Origin of the sequence: Acidisoma sp., from assembly GCF_035492295.1 — a bacterium.
In the GTDB taxonomy this organism is placed as follows: Bacteria; Pseudomonadota; Alphaproteobacteria; order Acetobacterales; family Acetobacteraceae; genus Acidisoma.
Genome location: NZ_DATJJK010000282.1, coordinates 1 through 19,158, shown reverse-complemented (window position 1 = coordinate 19,158; position 19,158 = coordinate 1). Strand labels below are relative to the sequence as shown.

Genomic DNA, 19,158 nt, shown 5'->3' with positions numbered 1-19,158 from the left:
ACGATATCTGTCCGCAGCGTGCACGGGAGGAGAGGCCAATCAGGGGATGTCGATCAATGGTGATGATCGGCGCAGTCGGCTGGAAACCTGCCGAAGTGCAGCGGCGCGATTCTTGCTGAGCGACGCCAAGGCGCGCAGCATCATCGACGGCCAGATCGCCAAAATTCGCGACGGATGGGACGCAGTTTGCAAGGAGGCGGGCATGAGTGCGATGGATCGGGCCTTCTTGTGGAAGCGGCAGTTTTTGAACGCCTATACGCTGGAGAGCTATCGGAGCACCTGAGTCGTGTGGGCGTTTGGATGTGGACAGGCGTTACGCAGGGACCCCTCGATTTCGAGCGAGATCAGGTCGTTACGGTGCCTAGCGGCGCGCAGACCCCGTGCCGATTTCCAGCCAGGACGATGCGAACCCTAAATAACGCCATCCGACCGTCCATATATCACCAGGATGTCGCGTAGTTTGTGCTGACGTATGTTTGGCAGGCCTGTTTCGGTTGTCCTGTTCAGTGATCCGGCATCCAGGTGGCGGTGGCGGCGGGGCTTTGCGCAAAGGCCGGCAGCTTCTTCTCCAGATCCTGCACCGTTTTGATGTCCTCCTTCAGCAGAAAATCCCGCGTCACCAAAGCGGGCTGGACGAGGATCTCGTGCCCCGGATTCTCTCCCGCCAGAAGCAGGGCGGCGGTACGGACGGAGACGGCGCCGACCACGGCGGGGTTGGTCGCTGCAGTCGCGACCCACGCGCTGCCTGGCTCGCGCATCGCGGTGATGTCCGGCGTCGAGATATCTGCGCTGTAGATACGGATTTTGCCCTGGAGCCTGTTCTCGTCCACGGCGAGACTGGCGCCGCGGGCGAATTCATCCCAGGGCGCGAAGACGACGCTGATCTCGGGATGGGCACGAAACACGGCCGTAGATTGGTCGGCGATGGCGGTCGCGACCGGGCTTTGCGCGGTGCCCCAGCGTGCCACCTGCTCAATCGCGGGATGCCCGGCCTTGACCGCCTGCCAGACGGCGTAGCGCCGGTCGAGCGGTGCAAAGCCGGCGACGTAGATGAGACCGGCCTTGAAACTGTCTCCATTGTCCTTCAGCGCCTGGCCGAGGACGAGGGTGGCGAGATCATGGTCGCTCTGTTCGATCTGGGGGATCGCCGGATTGTCGAGATTGACGTCGAAGGCCACCACCTTGATGCCGGCGGCCACGGCCTGGGTCGCGATATCCCGCAAGGTCGCGGGCATGCCGTGATCGATGATCAACCCCTTCACGCCGAGGTTGATGGCCTGCTGAATCGCATCACGCTCGGCTGCGGGGTCGCCACGGCCAGGGAAAAGGCGGAGATCAATGCCGAGGGCGCGGGCCTGGCGTAAGGCGCCGACCTGATAGGCCTGGAAGAAATCGCCCTGGGAGATGAGGCTGACCAGCGCCACTTTGACGCGGCCATGGTCGAAGGGCGGTGGGGCACCCGCCAGGCCGGCGGCCGTGGCCGGGGAGAGGTCGGCGGCGACGCTGGCCGCGAGTAGCAGCGGCAGGGCTTTGAGCAGTTGTCTCATGATTTTGTCCGGAACATGTGTGAGAGGCAGAGCTCAGCGGCGACTGCGGCCGAGGCGATAGGTGAGCGCGAGGGAGCCGACGAGCACAGCGCCCTTGATGAAATCCTGCGTGTAATAGGGCGCGTTCAGCATGGTCAGGCCGTTGAGCAACACGCCCACCAGAATGGCACCGACGACGGTGCCAAGAATGTTCGGACGGCGCAGGTTGAGTACGGCGAAGCCGATGAGGGCGGCCGCGAAACTGTCCTGCAGCAGGGAGCCGCCGGTCATGATGTCGCCACGGCCGACGCGCGCGGCGAGCAGAATGCCGCCGAGGGCTGAGAGCAGGCCGGAGAGCACGTAGGCCGCCATGCGTAGCCGCGCCGTGGGGGCACCGGCCAGACGCGCCGCGAGCGCATTGCCGCCGACTGCATAGAGGGCGCGGCCCCAGCGCAGCCGCTCCATCAGAATCCAGAGAAGGACCGCGACCGCGGCGAGGATGATCACCGGCAGGGGAAGAAGACCCCAGAGTCGCGTGCGGCCAAGAGCGAGGAAGCTGGTGGCGAAGGCGCCATTGGCGCTGCTGCCGTCGGCGAAGATCATGCCGGTGGAAATCGAATTTCCGGCACTCGGGATGAGCTGCAGGCCACCCACGAGAAAAAGTGTCCCGAGCGTCGCCAGCAGATCGGGCACCCGCAGAACGATGATGAGCAGGCTATTGAACAGGCCGATGACGATGCCGACGCCGAGCACCAGCAGCACGGTGGGGACCGTGCCCCAGCCCCAGACCACCTGGGCGTAGGCGGCGGTCATCACCCCCATCGCGGCCGTACTGCCGACCGAAAGATCGAAGCCGCCGACCGCGAGGCTGACGGTGATGCCAAGCCCGAGCAGCGCCGTCACCGAGACCGCTTCGAGGATGTCGAGCAGATTCTCGACCTTAAGGAAGACGGGCTGGATGATGCCGAAAATCGTGACCAGGACGATCAGGATGAGGAACATCGCGCCGCGTCCTGCGAGTTCGGCGAGGGTAAAAGTGATGCCGCGCGGCGTGCCGGATGACGGCGCAACCTTTCCACTATGCTGTAGGGTTTGGCTCACGGGGAAAAGGCTCCGGCCACGAGGGCTTCGATACTGGAAAGACGGCCGAGCAGTTCGCCCGCGGCAGGGCGGTGATCGGCGACGATCGCGCGATCGCGCAGGACGAGGATGCGGTCGCCAGCTTCCAGCGCCTCTTCCACGTCACTGGTGGCGATCAAGATGGTGGTCCGCGGATCCATCGCCCGCAGAGAAGCGATGAGATCATGCCGGGCGCCGAGGTCGATGCCCTGGAAAGGCTCGTCGAGCAGCAGCAGGGTAGAGGGGCGTGCCTGCCAGCGTGCGACCACGACCTTCTGTTGGTTGCCGCCGGAAAGCTGGTCGAGCGGGTCCTTCGGGCCCTGGCAAACGATGCCGAGGCGGCTGATCGCCTGGCGGGCGGCCGCTGTTTCGCGAGCGAAGCCAAGGAAGCCGAGCACATGCGACCAGTGCCGAAGATGCGGCAGGGCGATGGTTCCGGCAAGATCGGCGCCCAGCGTCGTCGCCGGGGCGAGGGAGGTGTGCCAGCGGTCCTCGCCCGCCATGAAGACGCCGGCGGCAATGGCAGCCGCCGGCCCCGAGGGTCGCCACGGCGCGTCGTCCAATGTCATGCCCCCCGCTGCGTACGGCCAGAGGCCGAACAGGGTGCCAAGCAGGCTGCTCTTGCCGGCACCGAGAGGGCCGGTGACGACGGTGATCTCCCCCGGGGTTAGGTCGAGATTGATCGGCACGCTCTCGGCGCGCAGCGCCACGGCCCGCAGCCTGACCCGGGGGTGCGCGCTGTCGCGGCTTTGGGTGCGGGCACGCGCCACTACCTCCCGCCCGATCATCGCCGCTGTCGCGGCCTGCAGATCGAGCGGCTTCGCGAATTCTCCGGCGATGCGGCCATTGCGCAGCACCAGGATGCGGTCTGCGGCGCGGCGGAGGTCGGAAAGCTTGTGGGAGATCAGCAGGATGGCGATGCCGGCTGCCTTCAAACTGTTAAGCAGCAGGAACAGCCGCTCGGCCTCGATAGGGGAGAGGGATGCCGTGGGCTCATCCAGTATGAGGAGGCGGGGGCGGCTTCCCATTGCGCGTGCAATGATGGCGAGTTGACGCTCGGCCAGGCTGAGGGAGGAGAAGGGGGCGCTGAGATTCGCGGCGAGGCCTACCCGCGCCGCGACCGCCTGCGCGAGGCCGCGCAGACGGCGAGGCGAGAGGAGGAAGGGCAGGCGTCCACCGCAAAGATCGTCCAGCAGCAGATTTTCGGCGACCGAGAGATCCCCCACCCCGGCATCGGCCACAGATTGATGCACCGCGACGATGCCGGCGGCGCGGGCGGCAGCGGGGGAGCCGAGCCTGGCCGGGCGGCCGTCGATCGAGACGCCACCGTGATCTGGCTGATGCACGCCCGCCAGAATCTTCACCAGCGTCGACTTGCCTGCGCCATTCGCGCCCATTAGCGCCAGTACTTCGCCGGCGTCGACGCTGAGCCTCACATCTTCCAGCACGCGGTTGGTGCCGAACTGTTTGCACAGACCGATGGCTGTGATGGTGGCCGGCATCAGGCGAGGCGCCGGCCGTCGATGGCTATGCCGCCTCTGCTGCCAGGACGACCCTCACGCTGACCGGATGCCGCAAAGCCGCTGTCGTCGCCGAGCGGCAGGACCGCCAATGCGTCTTCACGCGCGGCGGTTGAGACTTGCTCGCGCAGTGCCTCGCGCAGGAAGGCACGGCGCGCGGTGCCGTCTGCCAGAAGCTGGGGCAGAAACGTGGGGAAATAGGGATTCACGAGCGGATCCTTCCCTGAGAAGAGGGAGCGAAAGCAGACGGCTACGAAACGGGGTGCGACCGACAACACATGACTATTCCCTGAGACGGCATCCCAGATACTGGGCATCTTAAACACGAGTTGTAAAGGCATTATTTGTTATATAACTATTTATGAGTGTAGTTAACGTGCTCAGCCAGGAAATTCGATGATGTGCAGACCGGCGCTGTAATCGGTCGTGTAGATGAGTCCCGCCGCATCCACGAAGACGTCGCAGGTCTGGATGATGTGGGGCCGACCGAGCCGCCGGTCCATCACGCGTGTCAGCGCCGGCGGTGCCGGCGCCGCGGTCTCGACCGGACTGAAGGGATCGGAAACATCGAAGGCCCGTACACCGGCACTTTGATAGGCAGCAAAGATCGACTGGTCGCTGACGAAACTGCCGGGCCGGTACTCATGCAGATTATGCGGCCCCAAAATGCGCCCCTTGGCGCGGTAATCCTCTCGGGTGGGGTCGAAAGGTCGCGATGCTGACAGGGTTTTCCGGCGCGCGAATATCGAACACCCAGGTCAGTTTCAGCCCCTCCTCCTGCTGGTCCAGCACGGCTTAGTCGGCGACGATCAAGAGATTGCGTGCCGCCAGGGGCTAGGGCGCTTTGGGTGATGGAGCGCGATACGGCGGTTGGCCGGCCAGTCGGCCTTTTCCCCCGCCGCCAAGTTCATGCCAGGCAACCAAAACCGCCCCGCTCCGCGCGGATGCGGGGGGTCCGCCATGTCGATAGTGATCAGGATATAGTCGCTGAAACCGTCCAGAAGCGCCGAGGCATAGGCCCAGCGGCCGCCCACATACCACACGCGGCGCAGGCCGACGCCTTCGACCGGCATGAAGCCGAGCTGCCGCGGCGCCGCCGGATTGGCGAGGTCATAGACGGCGAGGCCGGCGCTCAAGTCGCGCGCTATGCGAGGGTGTTGAGACTGCCAGCGTGTCGCCCACGGCGCGGCCGTAATAGGCATGCTCATCCGCGAAGGCCGGATCCACGAAAAGGTTCTTCGCATGCACCAAGAAGAGCAGGTCATCATGTGTCTGCAGATGGTTGTTCCAGGTACTGGGTGGTGCAGGGATGAAGACAGCGGGGCCGGGCCGGTGTGGATCACGGACATCGACGATGCTGAAGCCTTCCGGCATGAACTGGCCGATATAGGCAAACCCGCGATGCACCACCAGCTGCACGACGTCGGATCGGCCGCCCTGGTCGCTCTGACCGATCAGGCGTATGTTGCGCGCATAGTCCGGCACGAGATCGGTCATCTGCTCTGGGGTCCCGGTCACGAGCTGGGTTGAGGAATCCAGGGCGCCTGCGCGGCATCGCTGCGACGGAAGCCGGGGTCCTTAGCGCCGAGATCCTGGATCGTCTTGACATTGTCGTGCAGACGTTCCGCCCGGGTGATGAGATGCGGCGCTACCGCGACCTTGGCGCCCGGATTGACGGCCACGATTTCCAGCGCCAGGGCGTGCACGGCAACCTCTCCGACCACGGCGGCATTGGTGGCGGCGCTTGCAACCCAGGGGCTGCCCGGCTCACGCATCGCCAGAATATCCGACGAAGAAGTATCGCCACCGTAGATGCGAACCTTGGAGCGCGAAACTCAACATGGCGATGGTCCAGCGGCAGGAAGCTCGCGAGATAGACTTCGCTGACCTTGAAATGATCACCCTGATCCGTAGGCGCCTGGGTGAGCACGAGAGCTATCATCTCGCGGTCATTCTGTTCGATCACCGGCACCTGCGGCAGGCCGAGATCGAGATCATAGGTCACCACTTTGATGCCGGCGGCGAGGGCCGTCTGTACCACGTCCCGTATAGCCTCCTTGGTGCCGTTGTTGATGACGATGCCTTGGACATGAAGGTCGATCGCCTGCTGTGCGAGGGAGCGGAGGCGGTTCGCTCCTGCTGAGCTTCTGACAGGCGGAGTTTGGTATGCAAGGCGGCCGCCTGGCGGGTGGCGCCGGCCTCGTAGGCCTCCAGAAAATCGCTGCCGCTTAGATAGTTCGCGACAGCGATGGTCACGCCCCCCTTTGTCGAAAGGCGGCGGCGCCCTCCGCAGGCCTGGACCAAGGCGGGAGTGGCAGAGAACAGGGCCACAGCGACGCCGTAGATGGCGGCGGCGCGGCCCGCATCGTAACAACGATTTGAAGAGAGATTAAGGCTTTCAATCCGACGCACGATCGTATAATCATACTCAACAGATAGACAAATAGTAGATTTTTTATATACGCATAGAAGACGATTAAACTCCGACGACCGCGGGTCGTGCCCCTGAGACAGCGCCGGCAAAGGACAGAATTTGACGAAAGAACTTCGCCTGAATGCCTTCACCATGGCGACGCCGGACCATCTGTCGCCGGGCTTGTGGCGGCATCCGCGCAGCGAAGCGGCGGTCTATACGAAGCGCGGCTACTGGACCGAGCTTGCGCGTATTCTCGAGCGAGGCTTGTTCGACGGGCTTTTTGTCGCCGATACGCTCGGGGTGAGCGATGTCTATCGCGGCAGCCGCGACACCGCGCTCGCAGACGGTCTGCATGTACCGCTGAACGATCCACTTCTGACCATACCGGCCATGGCCGAGGTGACCGAGAACCTGGGATTCGGCGTCACCGTCTCGATGACCTATGAACATCCCTTCACGCTGGCGAGGCGCATGTCGACGCTCGATCATCTGACCGATGGGCGCATCGGCTGGAACATGGTGACCTCGGCGCTTGACAGCGCCTCCCGCGCCTTCGGCCAGCCGGGCCAGCTCGCCCATGATTCCCGATACGACATGGCCGATGACTATGCCGCTCTTTGCTACAAGCTTTGGGAAGGTAGCTGGGCGGAGGACGCGCTGCGCCGTGACAGGGAAAGCGGCGTCTACGTCGATCCCACCCGGGTGCGGACCATCCACCATGCCGGCCCGCATTTCACGCTAGATGCGATGCATCTCTGCGAGCCATCACCGCAGCGCACGCCGGTTCTCTATCAGGCTGGCGCATCCCCACGCGGCCGCCGCTTCGGTGCGGAGAATGCCGAATGTATCTTCATCGGCGCGCCCTCTAAGCCGGTGCTCAAGAAATTCGTAGGAGCCGTCCGCCAAAACGTCGTGGAGGCAGGGCGCGACCCGGCTGATGTGCTGATTTTCGCAGAACACACCGTGATCGTTGCCGCCACCGCCGCCGAAGCTGCGGCCAAAGAGGCCGACTATCGCAGCTACTGTTCGGACGAAGCGGCGCTCGCACTCATGTCAGGTTGGATCGGCACGGATCTCAGCCGGTACAAACTGGATGACCCATTTCTTCATGTGGAGAGCAATGCGATCCGTACGGCCGTGGAAGCGATGAGCTCGGCTGATCCCGGCCGCGTTTGGACCATCCGGGAAATCGCTGCCTGGTGCGGCATCGGTGGTCTGAGCCCGGTCTCGGTCGGCTCGCCAGTCACGGTCGCGGATAGTCTGCAGTCCTGGGCCGAGGAAACCGATATCGACGGCTTCAACCTCGCTCATGCGGTGACGCATGAAACGTTCCGGGACATCACTGCGTTTCTGGTGCCCGAGCTGCAGCGGCGCGGCGCGTACAAGACCGCCTACCGACCGGGAACCCTGAGGCACAAGCTTTTCGGACACGGCGATCGGTTGCCCGCGCACCACCCAGCGGTGCGCCACCGCATCGCCCCTGGCGCGGCCGCGGCATGACACGCGTGCCGCAGGACAGACCCTTCAAGAGGACTAGGTTTATATGGTGAGAGTTGGAAGAACGCTCGGCCTGGCAGCGGCAGTCGCCTTTACCAGCCTGGCCGCGCAGGCGCAGGACGTGCCGAGCCTCCGCGGCAAGCGTATCGGCATCACCGTCGCCGGCACCGAACATTACTGGGATCTGCGCGCCTATCAGGGCCAGGTTGACGAAGTGAAGCGCCTGGGTGGGGTCCCGATCGCGCTTGACGGTGGCCGCAACGATAGCCGCCAGATCGCGCAAATTCAGACCCTAATTAGCCAGAAACCCGATGCGATCATCGAGCAGCTGGGGAGCGTGCCGGTGCTGGAACCCTGGCTGAAGAAGATTCGTGCCGCCGGCATTCCGCTCTTCACCGTGGATACGGTGTCACCCTCCAGCATCAACGACACGACCTCGGACAATTTCCGCATCGGTGAGGAACTGGCGCTGCGGATGGCGAGCGATCTGGGGGGGCACGGCAATATCATCGTCTTCAACGGCGCCTATAACGTCCCGGTCATTGCCATTCGCTACGACGAACTGCGCCTGGTGCTGAAGAGTTTCCCAGGCATTCATATCATCCAGCCGGAACTGCATGAGGTTGTGCCGAATACGGTGCAGAACGCCTATGCCCAGATCACGGATATGCTGGCGAAATATCCGAACAAGGGCCAGATCGCGGCGGTCTGGCAGGCCTGGGACGTGCCCCAGGTCGGCGCCACCCAGGCCATCGTCGCGGCGCATCGCAGCGAGATCCGAACCTATGGCGTCGATGGCAGTCCTGACGTCGTCAAGATGGTCGGCGATCCGGCTTCCCCGGCGGCCGCGGTGGTGGCGCAGCAACCGTCGCTGATCGGCAAGACGGCGGTCGACAATGTCGCCCGCTATCTGAACGGCGATCGCAGCCTGCCCCCCTATACTTTCGTGCCCTCGATCCTGGTGACCAAGGAGAACGCTCTCGCTGTCTCCAAACAGCTTGGACAGAGGAGCTGAGAATGGCCGCGGGAAGGGCGACATGACAACACGCCAGGATGAGATGACGCTGGGGTTGTTCATCTATCCGGCGGACCGTCAAATCGCCGCCTGGCGCCACCCTGCGGCCCAAACTGATGCCGGCGTCAATCTGCGGCACTATCAGGCGCTGGCGCGCGTCGCCGAGGCAGCGAAATTCGACCTGATCTTTTTCGCCGATGGTTCCAGCACGCGCGGCGACGATGTCGAGGTATTGAGCCGAACGGCGCATAGCTATATCGCGCAATTCGAGCTGCTGACTCTGCTCAGCGCCCTCTCCGCGGTGACCGAGCGGATCGGTCTGGTCGGCCCGTCTCAACCTCCTTCAACGAGCCCTTTCATGTGGCGTAAATTTGCCTCGCTGGATCTGCCCAGCAGCGGTCGGGCGGGCTGGAATCTGGTCACCTCGTCGAACGAGAGGGAGGCGCGCAATTTCAGCCGCCAACGGCATTTCTCCCATGAGGAGCGCTCTAGCCGTGCCGGGGAATTCGCCGATGCCGCAGTCGGACTTTGGAACAGCCGGGAAGAGGATGCCTTCCTCCGGGACAAGGCAGTCGGGCTATTCTTCCACCCCGCGAAGCGGCACGTGCTGCGCCATGCGGGCAAGCACTTTCGGGTCGAGCACCTGCTTAGCTTGCCACGCCCCCCTGGGGCCGGCCGGTGATCTTCCGGGCCGGCTCTCCAGATACGGGGATAGCACTTGCGGCGCGCCATGCCGCGGCGGTGTTCACGGCGCAGCAGACGCTGGCCGAGGCACAGAGTTCTCACGCCGGTCTGAGGGGCGCATGGCGCGGTACCAACACAGCCCCGAGGACCTCAAGATCATGCCTGATGTCTCTCCCGTGTTGGGCAGGACAAGGACCGAAGCGCAGTCCAAATTTCAAGGACTACAGGACTTTGTTCACCCCGATGTGGGCTTTGCTTTGCTGGCCTCCGTCACGGGTGGTATCGACTTTTCACGCTTTCCCCTGGATGGGCCGATTCCAGAACGGCCCACCACCAATGGCAGTAAAAGCCGGCAGCAACTCATGGCTGAGCTGGCGCCGTGGGAGACTCTGTCGCTCCGGGAACTATCTGTGCGCGGCGCCGGCGCGCGAGGCCATTGGCAGGTTGTCGGCATGGCCGCCGATATTGCCGATGCGCTGGAGGAACGCCTCCGCGGGCATGGCGCCGACGGCTCCAATGTCATGCCGCCGCTGCCGCCCACTGGGTTTGCGGACTTCGCAGCGCTTGTCCCGCCCGAGCTTCGAGGCCGAGGTCTCTTTCGCCACGACTACATAGGCACAACCTTGCTGTCGCACGGTCAATCATATCGCCGGAGTTAAGCACCATGTCGCAAATTGATGATGCCTGGGGCAGCGGCCCGACCGCGCGCTACGAAGCCTTGGCTGAACGCTTCCGTCCGACCTTCGCACGCATTCGCGTGGGTGGGGTGGAGCGGGAATTGGGCCGCCAACTTCCCTATGCCGAAATCGGCTGGCTGAAGGAAGCGGGCTTTACCGCACTGCGCCTGCCCGAGGCGGAGGGTGGTGCGGGAGCGAGCCTGCCGGAATTCTTTAATTTGTTGATCGAGCTTTCGGCCGCTGATTCCAATATCACCCAGGCATTGCGTGCCCATTTCGGTTTTGTCGAGGAGGCAATGCACACCGACATCCCGGGGCGGCGGCAACTCTGGCTCCCCCGGATCGCAACCGGCGAGACTATCGGCAGCGCGCGCAGCGAAGCCGGGGAGGCGGGGCAGGCAGCTTTCGAGACAAGGCTGCGCCGCGACGGCGAAGGATGGCTCATCAGCGGCCGGAAATTCTATACCACCGGCTCGCTTTATGCCGATTGGCTGCATGTCGCGACGCAGCGCATAGAGGACGGGGTTTCGGCGACCGCCCTAGTGCGGCGGGAGGCGCCAGGCGTCTCGGTGATTGATGATTGGAGCGGTTTCGGCCAAACGCTGACGGCCAGCGGCACAGCTATTTTCGAAGATGTTCGCGCGGCAGATGCCGATATCGTCGAGGATCGGGAGATCTTCGCCTATACGCTGCCTTTCTACCAACTGGTCCATCTGGCAACACTCGCCGGTATCGGCCGAGCAGCGGCGCAGGACGTGGCGGAAGCGGTGGCCCGTCGCAACCGCAGCTACAGCCATGGCGCGGCGGCTCTGCCAAAGCAGGACCCGCAGATTCTACAGGTCATCGGCCGCATGCGCGGCGCAGCATATACGGCCGGTGTCCTTGTCCTGAAAGTCGCTGAGGCGGTGGAACGGGTCGTCCAATCGCGTGACGGCGCGGGGCAGTATGACGAACGAGCCCTGGCGATCGCTGAGATCGAGTCCGGCCAGGCGGTGGGCGTCATCACCAGTCTGATCCTCGATGCGACGACAATTCTGTTCGATGCCCTCGGCGCCTCTGCCGTTCTGCGTGGCAGCGGCCTGGATCGTCACTGGCGCAATGCCCGCACGCTGAGCAGCCACAATCCCCGCATCTACAAGGATCGCATCGTGGGAGATTTCGCCGTGAACGGCACGGCACCGCCGCAATCCTGGCGGGTGGGCCGGGTTTGACCGCAGCGACGACGTTTCACACGGCTTCAGGAGTTGACGATGAACCAGTCTGCGACTGAGCGCATGACGCGCGAAATACTGTTCAACGCCTTCGACATGAACTGCGTGGTCCACCAGTCGCCTGGGCTGTGGCGCCATCCGCGCGACCGCGCCGATCGCTACGTTGATCTTTCCTATTGGACGGATCTGGCCAAGACCCTTGAGCGCGGCAAGTTCGATGCGCTGTTCATGGCCGATGTCCTCGGTGTCTATGATGTCTATGGCGGCAGTACGGACACCGCATTGCGTGAGGCGACCCAGGTGCCGCTCAACGATCCGCTCATGACCGTCTCCGCGATGGCGGTGGTGACAGATCACTTGGGCTTCGGTGTGACCTGCACGCTCTCTTACGAACCGCCTTTCACCTTCGCGCGGCGGTTATCGACGCTTGATCATCTGACCAAGGGTCGCATTGGCTGGAACGTCGTGACCGGCTATCTCGACAGTGCGGCGCGTGGCGTTTCCGGCGCCAGTGCGCAGCCCAAGCACGATACGCGCTACCAGATTGCCGAGGAATATATGGCGCTGGTCTACAAGCTTTGGGAAGGCAGCTGGGAGGACGGCGCCGTTCTGCGCGATCGTGCGCGCGGCATCTTCACCGATCCTGCGCGCGTTCACCGCGTTCTGCACGAGGGTGAATTCTTCAAGCTCGATGCCATTCATCTCAGCGAACCCTCGCCGCAGCGCACCCCCGTGCTGTTCCAGGCTGGGACTTCCGGCAAGGGCCGGGATTTTGCTGCTCGGCATGCCGAATGCGTCTTCATGGCCGCGCCCTCGAAAACGGTCGCGAAAACCTATGTCGCGGATATCCGTGGGCGTGCCGCCGCCCATGGCCGCGATCCGCGCTCCATCCGAATCTTCAACCTGACCACGGCAATCGTCGGGCGCACGGAACAGGAAGCACGGGACAAGCATCAGGAATATCGCCGTTACGTTAGCCATGCCGGTGCCTTGGCGCTGATGTCGGGTTGGACGGGCATTGATTTCTCGGCCTACGACCTCGATGAGCCGCTGCGTTATATCCGCAACGAGGCGGTGCATTCGGCGGTGGAATCCTTCACCACGGCCGATCCGCGCCGAGTCTGGACCGTGCGGGAAGTGGCCGCGCATGTCGGCATCGGTGGTTTCGGACCGCTCCTTGTGGGCTCCGCCGCCGAGGTCGCGGACGAGATGGAATCCTGGATCGCGGATACCGATCTTGACGGCTTCAACCTCGCCTATGTCGTGACGCCGGAAACCTTCGTGGATATCGCCGATCTTCTGGTGCCAGAGTTGCAGCGGCGCGGCCGCTACAAGACTGGCTATGCCGCCGGCACGCTACGCGAAAAGCTTTTTCCCGGACAGGGGGCACGTCTCGCGGGCCCGCACCCCGCTGCGGCCGCGCGCCGCATTTCATTGGAGGCCGCAGAATGAGTGCCGCCCAGACATTGCCAACCATTTCCGTGATCAGGGACGATGCCGAGGCAATCGCCACAGCCCATCGCCTGGCCGCCGAATTCCGGCCTGGTGCCGCCGCGCGTGATCGTGACCGGTGTCTGCCCTATGCGGAGATCGATCGCTTTTCGCAGAGCGGGCTTTGGGCCATTACCGTGCCAAAGGACTATGGTGGCGCCGGCGTATCGGCGGCGACCCTCGCCGAGGTGACGGCCATCATTTCGGCAGCCGACGGCAGCATCGGCCAGATCCCGCAGAACCATTTTTTCGTGCTCGAGGCGCTACGGCTGACCGGCACGGCGGAGCAGAAGACCTTCTGGTTCGGCCGCGTGCTGGGCGGCGAGCGCATCGGCAATGCGCTCAGCGAGGCCGGCGGCAAAACCGTGCATGACTACAAGACCACGATCCGCCCAACGCGGGACGGCAAGTTCCTGCTCAATGGGCGAAAATTCTATTCCACCGGTGCGCTCTTCGCGCATTGGATTGCGGTGCTGGCCAAGGACGAGCAGGATCGGGTGGTATTCGCCTTCCTACGGCAGGATACGACCGGTGTCACGCTGATCGATGACTGGTCAGGCTTCGGCCAACGCACCACAGGCAGCGGCACGACCGTGTTCGAGAATGCCGTGGTGGAAGCCTTCGCCGTTATTCCCTTCTACGAATCCTTCGAAAGCCCAACCAGCATGGGGCCGTTCGGCCAGATTATCCATGCCGCGATCGACATCGGCATCGGGCGCGGCGCGCTGGCCGAGACTATTTCCTTCGTCCGCACAAAATCGCGACCCTGGATCGATAGCGGTCAAGAGAAGGCTTCTGACGATCCCTATACTATCGCGGCGATTGGCGACTTGTCCTTGCGGCAGAACGCGGCGGACGCGCTTCTCGCCCGTGCGGGCAGGGCGGTTGATCGGGCAGCGCTGGCGCCGAATGAGGAGACAGTAGCAGAAGCTTCGATTGCAGTGGCCGAGGCCCGCGCCTGGGGAACTGAGGCGGCGCTCGCGGCCGCCAACAAGCTCCACGAATTGGCGGGAGCTCGCTCCACCCTCGCCGAACATGGGCTTGATCGCTACTGGCGCAATGTGCGGGTGCATTCCCTGCATGATCCGGTGCGGTGGAAATATGCCGCCATCGGAAATTACTATCTGAACGGCATCAAGCCGCCACGCCACGGGGCCATTTGACCATGATGGTGGAACCTTTGGCGCTCCGTGGCATCACCAAAACCTTTGGCGCCACCCGCGCGCTGGATGATGCAAATTTCGTCCTGCGAGCGGGCGAAATTCACGGGTTGATTGGCCAGAATGGCGCCGGCAAATCGACCATCATCAAGGTGCTGGCGGGTCTCTATAGGCCGGAGGCGGGGACCGTCGCGATCGGCGGAAAGGTGCTGTCGCATGTCACGCCCCGCGCGGTGGAAGCCCAAGGCGTCCATATCATCCATCAGGAGCCGCTGCTGCCGCCGAGCTTTACAGTGGCGGAAGCACTGTTCCTCGGGCGGGAGCCACATCTGGGTCCCCTGCTGGCTCTACGCCGCATGCGCAAAGAAGCCGAGAAAATTGTCTCTGCTCAGTTTGATATTTCAATATCAGGCAATGCCCTCATCGGTGAGCTCAGTGCGGCGCAGCGGCAGGTGGTGCAGATCACCCGAGCCCTGCTCCTTCACCCCCGGGTTCTGGTCTTCGACGAGCCGACAGCCGCCCTGGTGCGGCAGGAAGCCAACCGACTCTTCGGGATCATCCGCCGCCTGCGCGACGAGGGCACGGCCATCGTCTATATTTCGCATTATCTCGAGGAAGTGCGGGATCTCTGCGACCGCATCACCATTCTGCGCAGCGGTCGGGATGTGGCAACGGTTGACCCCAGCGCAACCCCCATGGCCGAGATGGTCGCGCTGATGACCAATCGCACCATCGGCGACATGTTTCCGAAACGTCAGGTATCGCGGGGCGGCGCCGTGCTCGCCGTCCGCTCCCTCCGTCGGGCCGGCTTCTTCGAAGACGTCACCTTCAGTCTTCATGGGGGCGAGATCCTTGGCCTCACCGGCCTGCTCGGATCGGGTGCCAAGGAGGTGTTGCAGGCGCTTTTCGGCCTCGGCCGGGTGGATGGCGGCGAGATTGCGGTGCGGGGCCAGGCGGTGACGATCCCCTCACCCGGTCATGCGGTTGCCCGCCGTCTCGGCCTGGTGCCTGAAGATCGCCGGCATCAGGGGATCGCGCTCGATATCTCGGTGCGGGAAAATGCAACGCTCGCCAGCCTGCGTAAGCTCACCCGGTTCGGTCTGGTCGACGCCCGCCGGGAGCGGCAACGCGTGGCGAGCCTCATTCAGCGTCTCGGCATCAAGACCCCGGGGCCGGAAACCCGCACGCGCGATCTCAGCGGCGGCAACCAGCAGAAGGTGGTTCTGGCCAAATGGCTGAGCGCCCAATCGGATGTCTATATTCTGGACGAGCCGACGGTCGCGGTCGACGTCGCGGCTAAGGTGGAGATCTACCGACTGCTCGGCGATCTCACCGCGCGCGGTTCGGCGATCCTGATCCTTTCCTCAGACCTCATGGAACTCTGCGGAATTTGCGACCGCATCCTGGTGATGTATCGCGGCCGCATTACCCGCCGAGTGCTGCCGCAGGAGACGACGGCGAACGACATTCTGGCTGCGGCGACAGGCGCTGGCACCAGCCGCGACCGACCGGAGGCCGCATGACGTCCGAGAGTTTGTCCCCCGCGGCGACCCAAACCTTCTCGCCTGAGCCGCGTGTCGCGAGCCCGAAGGAGCGCCACCTGGGCTCGGGACAGTTCATCCGGCTCGGCTCGCTCTTTGCCCTCCTGCTGGTCTTTATCTATTTCTCATGTATGGCGCCAGGCTTTTCGGCACTCAGCAATCTTGCCAATATTGTTGAACAGTCGGCAACTCTGGCGCTGCTCGCCTTCGGGATGACCGCGGTCATCATCGGGGGCGGCGGCGACGTGATCCGCGGCGGCATCGATTTGTCGGTCGGTGCCAATCTCGGCCTCTGCATCGCGATCTATGCGGTGTCGGAGGCAGCCGGATACTCGGATGTGACAGCGTTCCTGCTGACGCTTGCTGCCGGGCTTGCGGTCGGCGCGCTGAACGCGCTGGCCGTGGTGGGGCTTGGTGTTCTGCCATTGCTCGCAACCCTTGCGGTGATGAATATCTGCGCTGGCCTGGAGCTGGTGCTGACCCAGAATATGGTGATTAGTTCCGCCTCGCCCTTGCTCGCCTGGATCACGGCGGCGGATTGGCTCGGTCTATCGGTGACGAGCTGGAGTTTTATCATCATCGGTGCGGTGATGCTTCTGCTGGTGCATCGCACGCCCTGGGGCCTGCGCCTGCAGGCGGTGGGCGGGCACCGGGAGGCGGCGCGTGCCGCCGGTCTGCGCGTGCCGGCCTACCGCGCGGCAAGCTACCTGGGGGCCGGACTGCTGGCTGCCCTGGCAGCCATCCTCCAGGCGGCACGGCTTTCGGGAAGCTCGCCCGGCTCGGGCGATATCCTGCTCTCGGTGGTGCTGACCAGCCTGATGAGTGTGGTGTTCTCCCGCCGTCTTCTGCCGTCGATCGGCGGCACCATCCTCAGTGTTCTGTTTATTGGATGCCTGATCAATGGATTTCAGCTGCTTAACGTCTCCAGTTACTGGGTGAACGGCGTTCAGGGCTTGCTCATCCTGGGGATCGTCGCGCTGCGCTCCCTGTCGGACCGTCCGGGAGTGGCCTGACATGTCCAGGACAATGGCTGCGGCGAGACGCCGCGACTTGACGCTTGCCGCAATCGTGCGTTGGGCAACTCCCTCGGCGCTTCTCGTTCTACTCGTTTTGTTCGCGGCGGCATCGCCCACCTTCCGCACGCCTGGGAATCTACTGCATATTCTGGTCAACAACTTCACGTTGCCTGCCCTCGTGGCGCTCGGCATGACGCTTGTCGTCTCGGCCGGCGGCATCGATCTCTCGGTCGGCACCTCGGCCGATATCGCTGCCATGATCGCGGTCACGCTGATGGCGGCGGGGCACGGCCTCCTCCTCAGCCTTGGCGCAGGGCTGGCCGGTGCCCTGGCGGTGGGGCTGGTCGATGCGCTGCTGATCTCCGGTCTGGGCATCAGCCCCTTTCTCGCGACCCTTGGCGTGCTCTTTGTCGGCGAAAGTGTCCAGCAATTGGCGACCAATGGTGGCACCCCGATCTATCTTGTCTCGAACTTTCCCTCTGCAGGGCTGGCTGGCTTGGCGCATGGCGCGCTGCTGGCTGTTCCGGCGCCGCTCTGGATCCTGGGTGCGGCGGTCTTCCTGGTCGAGGTTCTGCTGCGGCGAACGGCCTTCGGGCGGCATGTGCGCGCCAGTGGTGCCGCGCCGCAGGTAGCGCGCTATTCCGGTCTGCCGGTCCGCCGCACCATCGGCCTCGTCTACATCCTTTCCGCGCTGCTCTGCGGCATCGCGGGTCTGCTCCTTGCCGCGACCGTGAAATCCTATGTGCCGCTCTCCGGCAACGCCTTCCTGCTCGATGCCATTGGCGCCGTCTTCGTCGGCACGACCATCAGCCGCGAGGCCAAGCCCAATGTTCTGGGCACGCTGCTTGGCGTCTTTCTGTTCGGCATGTTGCACAATGGATTGCTGCTGATTGGCTGGAACTTCTACTGGCAACAGGTCGCTGTCGGCCTGCTTGTCTTCGGCGTGCTCGCCGCGAGCTTCTCTGCTCGTCGCCTGCAGGCCAGGGATTGAACCATCATCACCAATGGAGTTCATAAAATGGCGTCCAATTTTTCGTATTGGTTGCTTGGACTGACCCTGGCGGCAAGCCTAGGCGCCGCTGAACGCGCCCAGGCCGATGATGTGCCAAGCCTGAAAGGCAGGCGCATCGGCATCACCGTGGTCGGAACCGAGCATTATTGGGATCTCAGGGCCTATCAGGGACAGATCGACGAGGTTAAGCGCCTGGGCGGTGTCGCCATCGCGCTGGATGCCGGTCGCAACGACAGCCGGCAGATCAGCCAGATCCAAACGCTGATCGCGCAAAAGCCCGATGCGATTGTCGAGCAGCTTGGCAACGGACCCGTGTTGCAGCCATGGCTCAGGAAAATCCGCGGCGCGGGCATTCCGCTGTTTACGGTCGATACCATCTCGCCCTCCAGCATCAATGACACGACATCTGACAATTACGGCATCGGCGAGAAGCTTGCCCTGCAACTTGCGAGCGATATTCATGGCCGAGGCAATATCCTCGTCTTCAACGGCTTCTACAGCGTGCCGGTTTGCGCCATTCGCTATGACGAGTTGAAATTGGTGCTGAAGGCATTTCCTGACATCCATATCATCCAGCCGGAACTTAGGGACGTCATTCCGAACACGGTTCAGAACGCCTATTCTCAGGTAACGGATATGCTGCAGAAATATCCGAATAAGGGGCAGATTGCGGCCGTCTGGTCGGCTTGGGACGTGCCGCAGGTGGGCGCAACCCAGGCGATCATCGCGGCTCATCGGCCGGAAGTGCGGACCTATGGCGTGGACGGCAGCCCCGATGTGGTGAAGATGGTGGCGGATCCAACGTCGCCCGCCGCCGCGGTCGCCGCCCAGCAGCCCTATCTTATCGGCAAGACAGCAATCGACAATGTCGCCCGCTATCTGGCGGGCAATCATGATCTGCCGCCCTATACCTTTGTGCCGTCTATTCTGGTGAACAAGGAGAATGCGAAGACAGCCGGAAGCCAACTCGGACAGAGCTGACCCTTACCATGATCGCGGGAGGAAACTCCCCATCCATGATCGAACTGATTCGGGCGATCCGCGGGCAGCTTCTCGGGATTGGACATGCTTCGCTTGGTGAGCATGACGCATACGATCAGAAAAGGCGATCGGCAACGGTTCCGAGGGCGCGGGCGTGAGACTGGGCCGGCCCTCGGAGTGCTGCATAGCGGCTGCGACTGCGGGCGTCGTGCTGGGTGGCGACACGCGCCCAGTGATAGACGGCAGGCTCTTACTTGGGCGGCTCTGCTGCTCGTTCTCGAACTCGGCTTTG

Annotated in this window: 20 protein-coding genes and 1 pseudogene; 13 read left to right on the top strand and 8 right to left on the bottom strand. The window is 63.6% G+C overall.

Annotation, left to right across the window (positions count from 1 at the left end):
* A pseudogene (locus VL752_RS21340) lies at window positions 1-283 on the top strand (hypothetical protein); the annotation flags it as partial.
* Window positions 284-503: 220 nt separating this feature from the next.
* Here the strand turns inward: VL752_RS21340 and VL752_RS21335 are convergent.
* The 8 genes from VL752_RS21335 to VL752_RS21300 form a co-directional block, all read right to left on the bottom strand.
* The gene (locus VL752_RS21335; RefSeq protein ID WP_325358526.1) at window positions 504-1,547 is read right to left on the bottom strand and encodes a substrate-binding domain-containing protein; all 1,044 of its coding nucleotides are present in this window, start codon (window positions 1,545-1,547) and stop codon (window positions 504-506) included.
* A gap of 33 nt (window positions 1,548-1,580) precedes the next feature.
* Entirely contained in the window at window positions 1,581-2,627 is a 1,047-nt protein-coding gene (locus tag VL752_RS21330) for an ABC transporter permease (RefSeq protein WP_325358524.1), read from the bottom strand.
* Entirely contained in the window at window positions 2,624-4,147 is a 1,524-nt protein-coding gene (locus VL752_RS21325; protein ID WP_325358522.1) for a sugar ABC transporter ATP-binding protein, read from the bottom strand. Before VL752_RS21325 ends, VL752_RS21330 begins: the two co-directional genes overlap by 4 nt.
* Entirely contained in the window at window positions 4,147-4,374 is a 228-nt protein-coding gene (locus VL752_RS21320) for a hypothetical protein (RefSeq protein WP_325358520.1), read from the bottom strand. Before VL752_RS21320 ends, VL752_RS21325 begins: the two co-directional genes overlap by 1 nt.
* 171 nt (window positions 4,375-4,545) lie before the next feature.
* Window positions 4,546-4,830 (bottom strand): hypothetical protein, encoded by a 285-nt coding sequence (locus VL752_RS21315; RefSeq protein ID WP_325358518.1) that lies wholly within the window; start codon window positions 4,828-4,830, stop codon window positions 4,546-4,548.
* Between the two features lie 144 nt (window positions 4,831-4,974).
* A complete protein-coding gene (locus tag VL752_RS21310) occupies window positions 4,975-5,301 on the bottom strand; it encodes a hypothetical protein (RefSeq protein ID WP_325358516.1) in 327 nt (108 codons plus the stop codon).
* Window positions 5,276-5,662 (bottom strand): hypothetical protein, encoded by a 387-nt coding sequence (locus VL752_RS21305; RefSeq protein WP_325358514.1) that lies wholly within the window; start codon window positions 5,660-5,662, stop codon window positions 5,276-5,278. Before VL752_RS21305 ends, VL752_RS21310 begins: the two co-directional genes overlap by 26 nt.
* A 17-nt stretch (window positions 5,663-5,679) precedes the next feature.
* Window positions 5,680-5,940, bottom strand: a complete 261-nt coding sequence (locus VL752_RS21300; RefSeq protein WP_325358512.1) for a hypothetical protein — start codon at window positions 5,938-5,940, stop codon at window positions 5,680-5,682.
* 65 nt (window positions 5,941-6,005) lie between these two features.
* Between VL752_RS21300 and VL752_RS21295 the strand changes: the two genes are divergently transcribed.
* The 12 genes from VL752_RS21295 to VL752_RS21240 all read left to right on the top strand — a co-directional run bounded on the left by VL752_RS21295 (window position 6,006) and on the right by VL752_RS21240 (window position 18,866).
* A complete protein-coding gene (locus VL752_RS21295; RefSeq protein ID WP_325358510.1) occupies window positions 6,006-6,308 on the top strand; it encodes a hypothetical protein in 303 nt (100 codons plus the stop codon).
* 390 nt (window positions 6,309-6,698) lie between these two features.
* Window positions 6,699-8,081 (top strand): LLM class flavin-dependent oxidoreductase, encoded by a 1,383-nt coding sequence (locus VL752_RS21290; protein ID WP_325358508.1) that lies wholly within the window; start codon window positions 6,699-6,701, stop codon window positions 8,079-8,081.
* A 43-nt stretch (window positions 8,082-8,124) separates the two neighbouring features.
* A complete protein-coding gene (locus VL752_RS21285) occupies window positions 8,125-9,093 on the top strand; it encodes a sugar ABC transporter substrate-binding protein (protein ID WP_325358506.1) in 969 nt (322 codons plus the stop codon).
* Between the two features lie 22 nt (window positions 9,094-9,115).
* Window positions 9,116-9,775: an LLM class flavin-dependent oxidoreductase gene (locus tag VL752_RS21280; RefSeq protein ID WP_325358504.1), complete on the top strand. Its 660-nt coding sequence runs from the start codon at window positions 9,116-9,118 to the stop codon at window positions 9,773-9,775.
* 121 nt (window positions 9,776-9,896) lie between these two features.
* Entirely contained in the window at window positions 9,897-10,436 is a 540-nt protein-coding gene (locus VL752_RS21275; protein WP_325358502.1) for a hypothetical protein, read from the top strand.
* 5 nt (window positions 10,437-10,441) lie between these two features.
* A complete protein-coding gene (locus VL752_RS21270; protein ID WP_325358500.1) occupies window positions 10,442-11,665 on the top strand; it encodes an acyl-CoA dehydrogenase family protein in 1,224 nt (407 codons plus the stop codon).
* A 39-nt stretch (window positions 11,666-11,704) separates the two neighbouring features.
* Entirely contained in the window at window positions 11,705-13,117 is a 1,413-nt protein-coding gene (locus tag VL752_RS21265) for an LLM class flavin-dependent oxidoreductase (RefSeq protein WP_325358498.1), read from the top strand.
* Complete coding sequence (locus tag VL752_RS21260; protein WP_325358496.1) at window positions 13,114-14,319, top strand: SfnB family sulfur acquisition oxidoreductase; 1,206 nt, start codon at window positions 13,114-13,116, stop codon at window positions 14,317-14,319. The genes VL752_RS21265 and VL752_RS21260 overlap by 4 nt, the downstream gene beginning before the upstream one ends.
* Before the next feature lie 2 nt (window positions 14,320-14,321).
* Complete coding sequence (locus VL752_RS21255; protein ID WP_325358494.1) at window positions 14,322-15,839, top strand: sugar ABC transporter ATP-binding protein; 1,518 nt, start codon at window positions 14,322-14,324, stop codon at window positions 15,837-15,839.
* Window positions 15,836-16,870, top strand: a complete 1,035-nt coding sequence (locus VL752_RS21250) for an ABC transporter permease (protein ID WP_325358492.1) — start codon at window positions 15,836-15,838, stop codon at window positions 16,868-16,870. The genes VL752_RS21255 and VL752_RS21250 overlap by 4 nt, the downstream gene beginning before the upstream one ends.
* Before the next feature lies 1 nt (window position 16,871).
* Window positions 16,872-17,864, top strand: a complete 993-nt coding sequence (locus VL752_RS21245) for an ABC transporter permease (RefSeq protein WP_325358491.1) — start codon at window positions 16,872-16,874, stop codon at window positions 17,862-17,864.
* Window positions 17,865-17,891: 27 nt separating this feature from the next.
* A complete protein-coding gene (locus VL752_RS21240) occupies window positions 17,892-18,866 on the top strand; it encodes a sugar ABC transporter substrate-binding protein (RefSeq protein ID WP_325358489.1) in 975 nt (324 codons plus the stop codon).
* The last annotated feature ends 292 nt before the right edge of the window (window positions 18,867-19,158 follow it).